Genomic DNA, 13144 nt, shown 5'->3' on the forward strand with positions numbered 1-13144 from the left:
CCTATAAGTGTTCTTCCACCGTAACACCAGACGGCAGTGACTCGCTGGCGATGCTGACTTGATAGTCGCTGTAGTGGCGTGCCGGTGTATCTTCTTTCCCTTCAACACGTTTCACTTGAACGCTATCGAAGAGCACATGGGCGGGCGCGTTACCCATTGGGTGATCGTGTTTGAAAACAACAAGTTTGCGGGTGGACATCTCACCACGCGCGGCAGAGCGGTCGTGTTCAAACATATTGATTAGAGAGCGCCATAGAAGGGCTAAGTCATCTTCTGAAAAACCGGTACGTTCAGCTAGTTTTGCAGAGACGTAGCCATGTACGCGGTATAGGCCATAAGGAATGATGTGCTTGCGCCCCATGGTGCGCTCTTTTTCAAGATCCTTTTCGTTGGTAACCGCCATACGGGTAATGGAGACTTCCATGGGTATGACGGGATCGATAGAGCTGGCAAAGGCCACCTGGACAGGGCCGCGTACTTGGCCGGAGTTTACCTCGGTTGTCATGACTGCGCCGAAGGTGCGCACGTCGAAAAAGTTATTGCACATCCATTCGGTTACTTGGCGCGCTTTTTCCGCTTCTTTGGGAAGCTTTTTAGATTCAGGTTTAATGTCTAACGCTTCATAGGCTTTTTTATGCTGGTTGTTGAGCACTGACTTTTCTTGCATATAGATGGCATAGCCAGCGTCGTGTTCTTTTTCGAGAGCGACGTAGTTACGAATTTTACGTTTTAGGCAAACATCCGTGATAAGCCCCTGGTTGGTCTCTGGGTCGAGCCGGGGCAGGTTGCCTGCATCAGGGTCGCCGTTGGGGTTGCCGTTGGTTACATCAAATAAAAGGACAAATTCGTAGCGGTTAGCAATGGTGCTCATTCTGAGTCTCCCTGTTCAGATGGTTCATCGCTATTCGCGTTATCTTTTTTAGCGAATCGCGTTTGTGATTGATGGTAGTAACCAATGGCAAATCGCCCTTGTTCTTCGATGCGCAGGCTGCGCGGGAAGGTGTCGCCCAGCCCGTCAATAATTTGACTGATTTCACTTTCAATAGTGTATGCAATACCGCCTTTGTCTTTTTTACGCATGGATGAAAGGTGGTTCTGCACATTGCGCAGCAGCATAGGGAACACACTAGCGGGAGTGGCGGACGCGGCACCGTAGTAGCGATCCTTAATAGTGGCATTCAACTCTCTACCAAGTGCGCCACGTTGGGCGTTTTCTAATTCGGCAAATAAGCGGCCCAATAAGTAACCTGGATGGGTGGAGCTTTTATCAAGACTCACGGAAACCTCCTGTTTGTTCGAGTTTAAGTGCGTGGTCAAGCGAGCCTCTCGGGCTAACACTGCCTTGCAAAGCGCGACGCGCAAGCCATTGATATTGCCATCACTGCGAAAACGCATAACAACACTGGTAAGCAGTGGTCGGGGGTAGCGCTGCCCCGTGATAATGGCGCGTATCATTTCGCCAGCGAGCTGGGGCAGTACGTCTTCTGATTTTGGCCGTGCGCCATGAATAGGCGCTGTTTGCAAGGTTAACCACCAAACGCTGGGGGCAATACCTTTCCAAGGTGCAGGCTGGATATCTAGATCTCGGTAATGCTGGGCATAATGTTTAGTTAAGTGCTCCAGGCTATCAACCAGCCAAAAACGAACGGATAGACGAGCGGCATTGGGAGCAAGGCCCAGTACGTAAAATTGCGTTTCGGGTTCTAGCTCCGGGGCGACCTCCTTTAGCGGGCGGCCATCAGCTACCTGGGCAAGTAGAGAGCCTAGTTTGCTGGCTTCCTGTTCATCGCTGGGTGGTTGGTTGAGTACCGCGAAAAAGCTTTCCGCCGCTTGCGCCGCCTTTGCTGTTTGCGCAGTTGCCCAGAAAACCAGCGTGGTATCGCCTATTTGCAGGCGTTGTTGGTTGTCTGCATCGCCACGCAGTAAATAGTTAAGCGCCGTTGTGTAGCCAAAAATCGCTGATGTGGAGATAGCCGCGTTTTGATTTTTACGAAAGCCGTAGGACTCGTAGGCCTCGCTATTAAACGAAACTAGCGAGGCACCCGACGATTGTGCGTCTCTAACGCCTTTAATGGCAGGGTGGTCAGTGCCCAGTATGGCGTCTTCCCCAGTGATTAAGCATTGCCCGAAAATACCGGTATTTTCTTCGAGTGCAGCACCCCAGATACGGCGAGCACCGTCGTTTTCATGTAGATATTGTTGTTGTCCGTCTAGCCGAAAAATAATATTGCTATCCAGTACCTCCTCGCTGTAACCGGGCAGCGAGGATAGTTTCTCAGGGTGCCATTGATCTAAGAACTTCAAAAAGGCCAGGAGTGATGTGTCATCACTGTCACGGAAAAGGTCAAATTGGCGGGCTTTGAAGGCGGCATGTTCATCGCTTAAGCGTTTGCCTTCTCCGGCTGTTACCCCTAATGCGTACGCAGTTTTATCCCAAAGCGGGTAGGCGTGAATACCTGATGTGCGTCGCTTATCAACGGGTACCTGATAAGGGCGGGCGCGGGGCTTTTTGCCTGAGGTGTCACGCAGATCATCAATCTGCTGCGGACAGCCATTCTGATCGAATGCCAGGGCAAAGCTGATTTTTTCTGTACTAAAGCCTGGCTGCGGTACTTTGTTTTCCTTGGATAGCCGCTGATAATAGTCATTGAGGGCGGTCAGTATCATGCGAGTGTCTCCTGGAAGGGAGGCACTTCAATCACGCCATCTTGCATCTTGGCGCGGAAAAATCGCGATGTTTTGCCGTTTGCAAAATCAATATCGTGCAGCATGTAGCCAAGGTCTTTTTCACCGGTTAATGCTGGGTCAAAAGAGGGGAGGGGCTGCTCAGGTTCAATGAGCGCAAAATTCGCCGGAAATTCGCGGGTACCCATGCAGGGAGTGTGGAAGCATTGGCCTTGGCGGGCGCGGCGATTGAAAATATCCAGGTGTTTGCCGGGGGTGTCGCTATCATCCGCACGTGAGGTAAATTCAAAGTGCGCCTCAATCACGTAGGCTACATTGCGTAAAATGGTGGCGGCCCGCTGTTGGCGATTCTGGTCAACAAAATAGGCCACATCATCAACGCGCCCCGCTTTCATGGCCTTTGTTACAGAGGCGGCTGAGAGCTTGCCGCCGACTTCATTGCGCCGCAGCGACTCAAATTGGATGGGCTTGAGTACATGGATACGGTCTACGCACCAGCGAATGGCGGGTTTCCAGTGGATGGCTTCCAGTATGCCGCGTGCTGCCGAGGGTGTGATCACATCATAGGATACACGCTCTACTTTCATCTCTGGCCGCGTAAAGCAGGCCCTGTCACCCCAGATATGCAGTCGAACTCCGTATGACATAATGGCTCCCTATTAATGTTGTATGTTCACCACTGTAAGCTTTCGGCTCGCATAAAGGTTGGGTCGCTCCAGTTCAACCCTAGCGCATCATCGTAGAGGTCTTCATTGACCAGCAGCATGAATTGGTCATTAAATTTATCCGGCTCGATAGACGCAATGGCACCGACTTTTTCTAGGGCTCTAAAGCCGTTATGAGGCACTTGCACTGTATAGAGCTGCAATTTTCGGGCGATGCCGCCAGGGCTTGTGGCAAAGGCGAGATCTTTAATCGCTTTGCGAGCTTCATCGTCTCTGGGGATAATGACACTGCGTTGTTTGTTGTCGATGAGGCGAAATTTCTGCTCGAGGGTTTCAAAGGGCAGGCCGTCAAGCCGCCCTTTTTCAATCAGCGAGAGCAGTTGGTGCTTGTCGAGTTGGTTAGGCCCTTGCTGCCAGTAAAGTAGCGTGAAATACGCCTCTATCGCTTCCAGCGAGAGTGGGTCGTGACCGTGCTGGCGTAGTACTTCGCGGGTGGCTTGGGCGAACTGTTTTAGCTCGGGCGGCGGCGCCCACTCTTCATTGGCAGTTGCAAAAATACGCACTTCGCTCTCTTCGGCGGTTCGTTTGCCTTCACGGTTACAGCGCCCTGCGGCCTGGGCGATAGAGTCTAGCCCCGCTTCGGCGCGCAGCACTCTTGGAAAGTCCACATCGACGCCCGCTTCTATTAATGAAGTAGACACAACCCGGCATGGTTTGCCTTCTGTAAGTGTTTCGCGAATATGCTGTAATACCTGTCGCCGATGAACGGCGCACATGGCGGTGGTCAGATGAAAAGCGCCTGGCTGATCGGCGATGGATTCATACAAGGCTCTGGCGTGGCGGCGGTTATTGACGATGCACAGAACCTGATTGACGTCCAGGATTTCATCGCGCAACTGGTCGTCATCTAAGCAGCCAATATGCTTTACCGTCACCCGTTTTAACGCTCGATACAGGTTTCTTGGATCGGGGGCTAGCTCCTCAACGTCTTTGAAACCGCCTGTGAAGCTGCGGGCTGCGTCATTAGTTTCAAGCAGGGCGGGTTGGGTAGCGGTACAGAGCACAATGCTGGCGTGATAATTCAGCGCGAGTTCATCCAGTGCGGCAACACTTGGCCGTAGCAAGGGTAGGGGCACTGTTTGTGCTTCATCCAGAATGACGACGCTGCGGGCAATATTATGTAATTTGCGGCAGCGTGATGTTTTAGCGGCAAAGAGGCTTTCAAGGAACTGCACCGATGTTGTCACGATAATCGGTGCGTCCCAGTTCTCACTGTCGCGTCTGAGTTTATCAAGACTATCCTTGTCGCCTTTTGACGCTTTTTCAGCATCAAAGGTGCTGTGGTGTTCGAGCACTGCTTCAGCACCGTATTTGCCCAACGCCTTCCGAAATACTGCAGCGTTCTGTTCGACGATGCTGGTAAAGGGGATAACGTAGATAACGTGATCCATGTTGTGGGTGATGGCGTGATCCAGGGCGAAGGCGAGGGAGGCCAGGGTTTTTCCTCCGCCAGTGGGTACTGTGAGGCTGAAACAGCCGGGTCTCATTCCTGCTTTATTACGTACCTCACGCAGGATATGCCCACGTAATTGGTTAATGCCTTTTTCGGTGTCGAAGGTTTCTAGGTATTGATTGAGCGCTTCGCGAAGAAGCGTTAGCGAAGCGCCGCCACCGCGTTGCCGTGCTAAGCCGGTCTCATGTTGGGCGTAGAAGGTTTCAGTATCGATATAGTCTGCATCGACCAAGCATGAAAAAAGCATTCTGGTGAGAAACGCGAGTTGAAAGAAACCCCGTTCTGGACGTTGGGTAAATGTACCAGGAGGACATAGCTCCTGTGGAAGCGTAAGCGCATCTTGCCAAGTGTTATCTATTGCAGGGATATCCGCTTTAAGGCGTTCACTCAGCGGGGAGCGTTCGCCTGAATCACGGCCATTGGCAAGCCCTGCATGATGGCCTGCAATGCAGTAGGCCAGCAAGTCGCCAACCCCTCCTTTGAAGCGTTGTTTAGCGACAATAGCGCCTGCAGTGGAGTGATCAACACGCTCCGGAGAGCCTTCCAGCCGCCGCTGAAAAGGCGCGCTGTATTTGCCTAAGTCATGCAAAAGACCCGCTGCATACCCAGCATCTGCCATACCAAAGCGTTCAGCGCGTCTTGCCGCCATTTCGGCGACACACTTTAAATGATCGTCTAGTGTTTGCCAGGCTTGCTTGCCAGTTTCTGGGAGTGAGTGAGCGTAAAAGCGCGACGATTTAGGTGGCATTTGCATGGCTCAATATGATTAATATTTAGTCACCTTAGCCTTAAAGCATCCCCTTTTTCTATAGCTGAATGCTTACACTGCACAAGCTATTGCTTAGTCCCTGAGGCCACCCATAGCTCCCCGCCGTGCTTTTGCCTACAATAGGCTTCTTTCATCACGGGCGATGTACGCCGTGTTTCACTGATTTCAGGCCAAGGGATAACTCATGCTCGATCCGAAACTGCTGCGCGGTGATCTTGATGCGGCTGCGCAACAACTGGCCCGGCGGGGCTTCGAACTTGATAAAGCGGCATTGCAAGCGCTGGAATCGCGCCGTCGTGAGTTGCAAACCCAGACCGAGCAGCTGCAAAACGAGCGCAATATGCGTTCAAAAGCGATTGGTAAGGCGAAGGCTAGCGGTGAAGATATTCAACCGTTGCTGGATGAAGTGAGCGATTTAGGCGAGCGCCTGGATAAAGCCAAGAAAGAACTGGCCGAGGTGCAGGAAGAGTGGGATGACGCTATCAGTGGTATTCCCAACCTTCCTCATGAAAGCGTGCCTGAAGGCAAAAGCGAAGACGACAATGTTGAGCTTCACCGCTGGGGTACGCCGCGTGAGTTTGATTTTGAGGTGTTGGATCACGTGGATCTTGGTAAGAAATCGGGTTATCTCGATTTTGAACTGGCAGCTAAGCTGACCGGCGCTCGCTTTGCGGTAATGCGTGGGCCGATTGCGCGTCTGCATCGGGCGCTGGCGCAATTTATGCTGGATACGCAAACTCAGCAGCATGGTTACGAAGAGTGCTATGTGCCGTACATGGTGAATCGCGATTCGCTGATGGGCACCGGGCAACTGCCAAAGTTTGGCGAAGATCTGTTTAAACTTAACGACGAACGGGAATACCATCTGATTCCGACGTCGGAAGTGCCACTAACTAACTTTGTGCGTGATGAGATTGTCGATCAGGCTGCGTTGCCAATGAAGTTGACTGCTCACACGCCTTGTTTCCGCAGCGAAGCGGGTTCTCATGGGCGCGATACCCGCGGCATGATTCGTCAGCATCAGTTCGATAAAGTCGAAATGGTGCAGATTGTCGAGCCAGAAAAGAGTTATGAAGCACTGGAAGAGATGCGTGGCCATGCTGAAGCAATTCTGCAGGCGCTGGAGTTGCCATACCGCGTAGTAACGCTGTGTACCGGCGATATGGGCTTTGGAGCGGCGAAGACCTACGATTTAGAAGTTTGGTTGCCTAGCCAAGAAACGTATCGGGAAATTTCTTCAGTCTCTAACTGCGAAGATTTCCAGGCGCGGCGCATGCAAGCCCGCTTCCGCCACCCAGACGCGAAAAAGCCACAATTGCTGCATACACTGAATGGTTCAGGCCTAGCGGTGGGGCGTTGCCTGCTGGCGGTGCTTGAAAACCACCAGCAGGCAGATGGCTCTATTACTGTTCCTGCGCCTCTGCAACCCTACCTGGGCGGCCTTGAGCGTCTTGCCCTCTAATTGCCCACTCGACGTTGACCTCGGCATCGATACGAATGGTGCCGGGGCGATAGTCGCTAGCGGAACCACTGCCCATGGCATCGCTCTCAGCGCGCATGGCCATCATGCGGGGCTGGAATATGGGGGCTTGGGCTTCTTCAATGCGCTGTACTTGGCCAAGCCTTACGCCTAGTGTGCTGGCCATTAGGTCCGCTTTATGGCGGGCTTTTTCTAGTGCTTTAGTAAGCGCTTCATCGGTAGCGGCGTCGCGGTCTTGAAGATCAAACTGAACGCCGTCCAGCGTGTTCACGCCAGCACTTATCATCGCGTCAAACACCTCGCCCAATTGATCTATATTGGTAAGCTCAATACTGAAGGGGCGCTCTAAGCGGGTGCGCATTAACGTTTCGTGTTCACCATCATCGTTGCGCGGCCCCGCGACGTGCTCAGGATAGACATTGAGTGACCCTGCATTGATGGCACGTTGCTCAATGCCGATGTCTTCCATGGCTTTAATGAGCTCGCTGGCACGATTTTCCAGTCGCTCGCGTGCGTCGCTCAGCTCGTCACTGTCGGTATCTTCTAGCGTGGAAACCGCTGGGGTGTTTTCCCACAGCCGTGCAGACAGTGTGGCTTTGTCGGGCTCTACTTCCACCCATGATTGGGCTTGGACATGTAAACTTGGCGGGGTGGGGGGCGCGGCGTGAGCCGTAGACGTTGCCAGAAGGGCGAGAAGTGCGCTGCCAAGCACGCCGTAGCGCAAGCGTTTTAGATGTGGTGTTGCTGGAGTCATAGGTCACTTCCTTACTGATCGAGCCAATGATTAATGTTAACTAATTTATACTGTGACGCTGCTTGGAAGGGCAAAGCGCAATAAAGTTCACTGGCTAAGAGTCGATGCAAAGCAATTGCTTAATGTTGTCATGGTTTGTGCAATATTGCGCGAGCGGCCATGATATGTGGATAACACGCTAAGGAAAGGGCAATGTCGAAATTATCGGATGAGGATTATCGTAGTATCCCTTTAAATGCGACCCTGGCGCTTGCCGCACTCGTTGTTATTGTTGCGGGTATGAAGGCCGGGGCGGATCTTCTGGTTCCTCTGTTACTGTCAGTCTTTATTGCTGTTGTATGTACGTCGCCTGTGCAGTGGCTGCACCGCTGTGGACTCAGTAGAGGAGCCTCTGCTTTTTTAACATTGATGGTGCTGCTGGGTTTTATTTCCTTAATTGGCTTGCTGGTGGTCAACAGCTTTAGCACCTTTGTTCAGGTGCTGCCGGATATCGAGTCGCGTTTGTATGAGCACTATTGGGATTTGCTGAACGCACTCTCTAGCCGTGGGCTAGCCATTAATCCTGATCAGCTCAGCAATATGCTTGCTATGGAAGACGACGGGTCGTGGGTGACAACGTTGCTAGGCGAACTCGGTAATCTCTTTATGCAAGGCAGTATTATCGGGCTGTTAGTTATTTTCATGCTGTTCGAAACGCTTAACTTCCGAGATAAAGTGTCCCGCGCTCTTGAGAACCCAGCGCCAAGCCTAAAGCGGTTTAGCGAGTTTAGTTTAACGCTGAAGCGCTACCTAGCAGTGAAGACCGTTATTAGCTTGGCCACCGGGGCACTCGTATGGCTCTCTTGCTTGATAGTGGGAGTGGAGTTTCCGTTGCTGTGGGGGGTGTTGGCTTTTGCCCTTAACTTTATTCCTAATATCGGCTCGGCCTTGGCGGCGATTCCTCCTGTGCTGCTATTGCTGGTATCCCAAGATGGTGGAGTATTGCAGGCGCTGTTACTCGCATCTGCCTATTTGGTGATTAATTTCGTTTTGGGTAACTTGATTGAGCCGCGAGTGATGGGACAGGCCTTGGGGCTATCGACGTTTGTGGCGTTTCTTTCGTTGGTTGTGTGGGGGTGGATCTTTGGTGCTGCGGGGATGTTGTTGTCGGTCGTATTGACGATGACGTTAAAAATCGCCTTGGACAGCCATCCTCAAACTCGCTGGATTGCTCATTTGCTGGGGCCGGGAGGGCAGCGTCGAACGCGCCTTGGCGATGCACGCCGTCCACCTTGGAAGCGTCGAGAGTAGAAGGAGGCGTTTGGGACCGGAAGTGCAGAAAGTTACCGCTGGCAGTGCCAGCGGTAACGTTAGCGCGAGTTAGGCGTTTTGATCGATAAATTGGGTCAGCTGGGATTTAGACTGTGCACCTACCAGCGACGCCACTTTCGTACCGGACTTAAATAGCATCACTGTCGGAACGCCGCGCACGCCTTGTTCTGCAGCAATTTCAGGCGCATCGTCAACGTTCACACTAACCACTTTCAGATTGTCACCACGTTCAGCAGCAACTTCATCAACCACAGGTGCCATTACTTTACAGGGACCGCACCAGGGGGCCCAAAACTTCAGTAGGACTGGCTGTTCGGCGTTGAGGACTTCTTGCTCAAAATTGGCGTTGGTGACATCAACATTGTTAGCCATCTGTTTCTCCCGTTTGCGTTGCTCTTGCTGTTTCGTTGCCTCAAATGGAGCAACGGTCATTACGCGTTTTACTAGCGCACTTTCACCGCGCCAAGTTGGCAGATGTTAGCGGGCGCAGAAGGTGCTGGCAAATTTCCTATGACGTTTCGACAGCCATTATGAAAAATTAATGGGTGTTCGTAACGGCTATTTTTTATACTATAAGTGAATTATAAGATGATTTTTTATTCAAAATTGTATGTATGAGGCGTGTCGCCCCCACGTATTGCACCTTTAAGTGCTGCGCGGGTGGTGCAAGTTAGCAGCGGCGCGAGGATGCGCTTCAACGTGCTTCCTGCATAGATAATAAGGTGAGGATATGAAGCTACAGCAACTTCGCTATATCTGGGAAGTCAATCGACACAACCTGAATGTGTCAGCCACCGCGCAGAGTTTGTTTACCTCGCAGCCGGGGATTTCCAAGCAAATACGCTTGCTTGAAGATGAGCTAGGTGTTGAGATTTTTGCACGCAGCGGAAAGCACCTTACTCGCGTAACGCCAGCAGGGCTGTCTATCATTGAGCTGGCAGGTCAGGTGTTGAAGCTGACAGAAAACATCAAACAAGTCGCCCAAGAACACAGCGACGAGCGCCGGGGTAGTTTGTCGATTGCTACCACTCATACTCAGGCGCGCTATGCACTACCTCCTATCATCAGCGAGTTTACTCTTAAGTACCCTGATGTTGCCCTACATATGCAGCAGGGCACACCCAAGCAAATCGCTCAGATGGTTAGCGAAGGTCAGGCCGATTTTGCAATTGCTACTGAATCGCTAGAGCTGTTCACTGACTTGGTGTTGTTACCTTGCTACCGCTGGAATCGCTGCGCTTTAGTACCTAAAGACCACCCACTGGCATCGATAGACAAGCCACTGACGCTTGAAGCGTTGGGCGAACATCCTCTCGTCACTTATGTGTTTGGGTTTACCGGCCGCTCGCAATTAGATGATGCGTTTAAAGCACAAGGACTTACGCCAAATGTGGTGTTAACGGCCGCTGATGCTGATGTGATTAAAACCTATGTGCGACTGGGCATGGGGGTTGGTATTGTCGCCCAAATGGCGGTTGATCCAGTGTTAGATGAAGATTTAGTCGCGCTGGACGCCAGTCATCTTTTCGCGAGTTCTACGACTAAGATTGGGATTCGTCGTGGCACCTTCATGCGCGGCTATATGTACGATTTCCTCGTACGCTTTGCACCTCATCTCACTCGGGACTTGGTAGACGAAGCCTTGCTGGCTGGCCCACGTTTTGAGCATGAGTTGTTTGAGGGAGTAGAGCTTCCTGAGCATTAGCAGCATCGAATAGTGGGTGAGATAGTGGGTGAATAGCGCATTAGCGTGGTTGAGCTTGCGCGCTATTCACCATTTACCACCTACATTTCATTTTCAGTGCTGTAAATGCAGGCCACACTCACGTTTGTCTTCTACTTTGGTGGGGTCGAAGTAGTCAAAGTTGTTGGGCAGATCGTGTGCCTCAAGATAGTAGTACATATCTTTTGCTGTCCACTGCAGCAGCGGGGCAATTTTTAATAAGCCATCGCTGTTACGGCTGGCAGGCTGCATTTTAGCCCGCTCTGGGGTGTCCTCTGCCCGTAGGGCGGTGAACCAGACATCCGGCTGCATTTCCCGCAGGGCACGCTCAAACGGCTCAATCTTTACTTCTTGAGTGAAGGCTGCGTGACGTGGGTCGTCAATGCTGGGCATTGCCCCCTCTAGTGCTTCACGATGAGCACGGGTTCGCTGCGGAATAAAGCTGACCATGTTTAGGTTCAGCCGCTGGATTAAGGCATCGGCGAATTGGTAAGTAGCCTCAGTGTTATAGCCACTATCCATCCATACGATAGGGATGTCTGGACGTGCCTGAGTGACCATATGCAGAATTACCGCTTCAAACGGCCGGAAATTGGTCGTGCAAATAGGACGCTCGCCTTGGCTAAGCGCCCACTTGATAAGGTCTTGGGGATTATTGGCAAAATCACGGTTAATGCTGTCAAGCGCTGAAGACATGCTGCCTCCTGTCATAAGGTCGAGTATGACACTAGGCTATCAAAGAGAGGGGGCTTAGCCCCAATACCGTTTGGTTTGGCTTTTATATTCCTTTTTGATTTAAGAATTTTGTTATTTATTCCAAAGCGCCGATTAGATGACGGATTTTATCCAGCGTTTCTGTGTACTCCTCGTCTGCTCTAGAGTCGGCGACTAACCCCCCGCCGCCCCAAACATGTAGCTTGCCTGCATCTGCCACCATGGTGCGTATCGCAATTGATGTGTCCATGCTGCCCCGTTTATCGATGTACCCCAGGCTTCCGCAATAGACACTGCGTTGGCAAGGCTCCAACTCGTCGATAATTTGCATGGCGCGTATTTTAGGCGCGCCAGTAATAGAGCCGCCAGGAAACGCCGCTGTCAGCAGAGATAGCGGTGAACGATGTTTGGCGAGCTGACCTTGAACCACGCTTACCAGGTGATGCACGTTGGGATAGCTCTCTAACTGACATAGCTGCGGTACGCGAATAGACCCAGGAGCGCATACGCGTCCCAAGTCATTGCGCAGCAAGTCAACAATCATGACATTTTCCGCACGGTCTTTCGTGCTGCTTAATAATTGTTCCGCTAGGGCGATATCCTCCTCCGGCGACTTACCTCGTGGTCGCGTGCCTTTGATTGGGCGCGTTTCCACTCGCCCGTCTTTACACTGGATAAAGCGTTCTGGGGAAAGCGAGAGTACCGCTTGGTTTCTTCCCCATGCCATGAAACCTGAGAAGGGCGTCGGTGTTGCCTTGCGAAGGCGTAAATAAGCCTGCCATTCATCGCCTTCATAGCTCGCTGTAAACCGCTGAGCAAGGTTAATTTGATAGCAGTCGCCTGCGCGAATGTAGTGCTGAACAGTGTTAAAGCGTTCGGTGTAATCTGCTTGGCTTAGCTCGCCCTGGAAGGGGCTGGTTAAGTGGAAGTCTTTAGCAACACTGGCAGGTGGCTGAGCGAGCCATTTCATGACCTGCTGTTGGCGAGTTGCTGTTGCAATGAGCCATGTTGCCTGCTTTTCGTGATCAAAGGTAATGCACCAGTCGTAAAGCCCCAAACGTGCCAATGGCAGATTAGTAACACTGGGGTGGCGGCTGGGAATCGCGAGGTTATTACGTCCTAGATCATAACTCCAATAACCCATCAGGCCGCCTAAAAAAGGCAGCTCGCTGGGGAAATCTGTGCTGGGTAGCTGTTCAAGCATCCATTGCTGCTGGGCGGTCATATCTCCAGCGAGTGCCGAAGGAAGGTCCAGCTGCGTTGAAGTGAAGTGAGTTTGTCCATCAGGCATGACTTCTAGCGTAGCTAACGGATCACTGCTGATAATGTCGTAGCGCCCGTTTGCTGTGGGGCGGCCGCTATCAAGTAATACCGCACCATGACGCTTTCGCAGGTGAGCAAAGATCTCCAGTGGAGTAGGAGAGTAGGGCAGGGCTTTAATGGTCAACGCCGATGTCATGGAGCAAACGCCAGGCCAATGGAAGGCAACGCATTCTAGAGGTCGTTAATTGATGACACCAGTGCTAACCA

General features: G+C 52.0%; 11 protein-coding genes. 3 read left to right on the top strand and 8 right to left on the bottom strand.

The annotated features are described in order from the left end of the window. Nucleotide 1: 1 nt before the first annotated feature. From cas7c to NDQ72_07070, 4 genes are read right to left on the bottom strand one after another with little or no spacing between them, the layout of a single operon-like run. The gene (cas7c, locus tag NDQ72_07055; GenBank protein WKD29695.1) at nt 2-871 is read right to left on the bottom strand and encodes a type I-C CRISPR-associated protein Cas7/Csd2; all 870 of its coding nucleotides are present in this window, start codon (nt 869-871) and stop codon (nt 2-4) included. Next, nucleotides 868-2667: a type I-C CRISPR-associated protein Cas8c/Csd1 gene (gene cas8c, locus NDQ72_07060; GenBank protein WKD29696.1), complete on the bottom strand. Its 1800-nt coding sequence runs from the start codon at nt 2665-2667 to the stop codon at nt 868-870. Before cas8c ends, cas7c begins: the two co-directional genes overlap by 4 nt. Next, nucleotides 2664-3332: a type I-C CRISPR-associated protein Cas5c gene (gene cas5c, locus NDQ72_07065; protein WKD29697.1), complete on the bottom strand. Its 669-nt coding sequence runs from the start codon at nt 3330-3332 to the stop codon at nt 2664-2666. Before cas5c ends, cas8c begins: the two co-directional genes overlap by 4 nt. Before the next feature lie 26 nt (nt 3333-3358). Further along, complete coding sequence (locus NDQ72_07070) at nt 3359-5611, bottom strand: CRISPR-associated endonuclease Cas3'' (protein WKD29698.1); 2253 nt, start codon at nt 5609-5611, stop codon at nt 3359-3361. A gap of 205 nt (nt 5612-5816) precedes the next feature. Between NDQ72_07070 and serS the strand changes: the two genes are divergently transcribed. Beyond that, entirely contained in the window at nt 5817-7094 is a 1278-nt protein-coding gene (serS, locus tag NDQ72_07075; protein ID WKD29699.1) for a serine--tRNA ligase, read from the top strand. On the opposite strand, the gene NDQ72_07080 is transcribed toward serS, so the two are convergent. Further along, nucleotides 7036-7866, bottom strand: a complete 831-nt coding sequence (locus tag NDQ72_07080) for an SIMPL domain-containing protein (GenBank protein WKD29700.1) — start codon at nt 7864-7866, stop codon at nt 7036-7038. The two genes, serS and NDQ72_07080, sit on opposite strands and share 59 nt — an antisense overlap. Before the next feature lie 192 nt (nt 7867-8058). On the opposite strand from NDQ72_07080, the gene NDQ72_07085 reads away from it, so the two are divergent. Beyond that, nucleotides 8059-9156: an AI-2E family transporter gene (locus NDQ72_07085; protein ID WKD29701.1), complete on the top strand. Its 1098-nt coding sequence runs from the start codon at nt 8059-8061 to the stop codon at nt 9154-9156. A gap of 69 nt (nt 9157-9225) precedes the next feature. On the opposite strand, the gene trxA is transcribed toward NDQ72_07085, so the two are convergent. Further along, on the bottom strand, nt 9226-9549 hold the full coding sequence (gene trxA, locus NDQ72_07090; protein WKD29702.1) for a thioredoxin: 324 nt from the start codon (nt 9547-9549) through the stop codon (nt 9226-9228). 358 nt (nt 9550-9907) lie between these two features. Here trxA and cysB point away from each other — a divergent pair, with 358 nt between their 5' ends. Further along, nucleotides 9908-10882: an HTH-type transcriptional regulator CysB gene (cysB, locus tag NDQ72_07095; protein WKD29703.1), complete on the top strand. Its 975-nt coding sequence runs from the start codon at nt 9908-9910 to the stop codon at nt 10880-10882. 93 nt (nt 10883-10975) lie between these two features. Here the strand turns inward: cysB and NDQ72_07100 are convergent, their stop codons facing one another. Further along, the gene (locus NDQ72_07100) at nt 10976-11596 is read right to left on the bottom strand and encodes a phosphoadenosine phosphosulfate reductase family protein (protein WKD29704.1); all 621 of its coding nucleotides are present in this window, start codon (nt 11594-11596) and stop codon (nt 10976-10978) included. 115 nt (nt 11597-11711) lie between these two features. Continuing rightward, nucleotides 11712-13073, bottom strand: a complete 1362-nt coding sequence (pabB, locus tag NDQ72_07105; GenBank protein ID WKD29705.1) for an aminodeoxychorismate synthase component I — start codon at nt 13071-13073, stop codon at nt 11712-11714. Nucleotides 13074-13144 lie beyond the last annotated feature (71 nt).

It is taken from the genome of Halomonas sp. KG2 (assembly GCA_030440445.1).
Classification (GTDB): domain Bacteria; phylum Pseudomonadota; class Gammaproteobacteria; order Pseudomonadales; family Halomonadaceae; genus Vreelandella.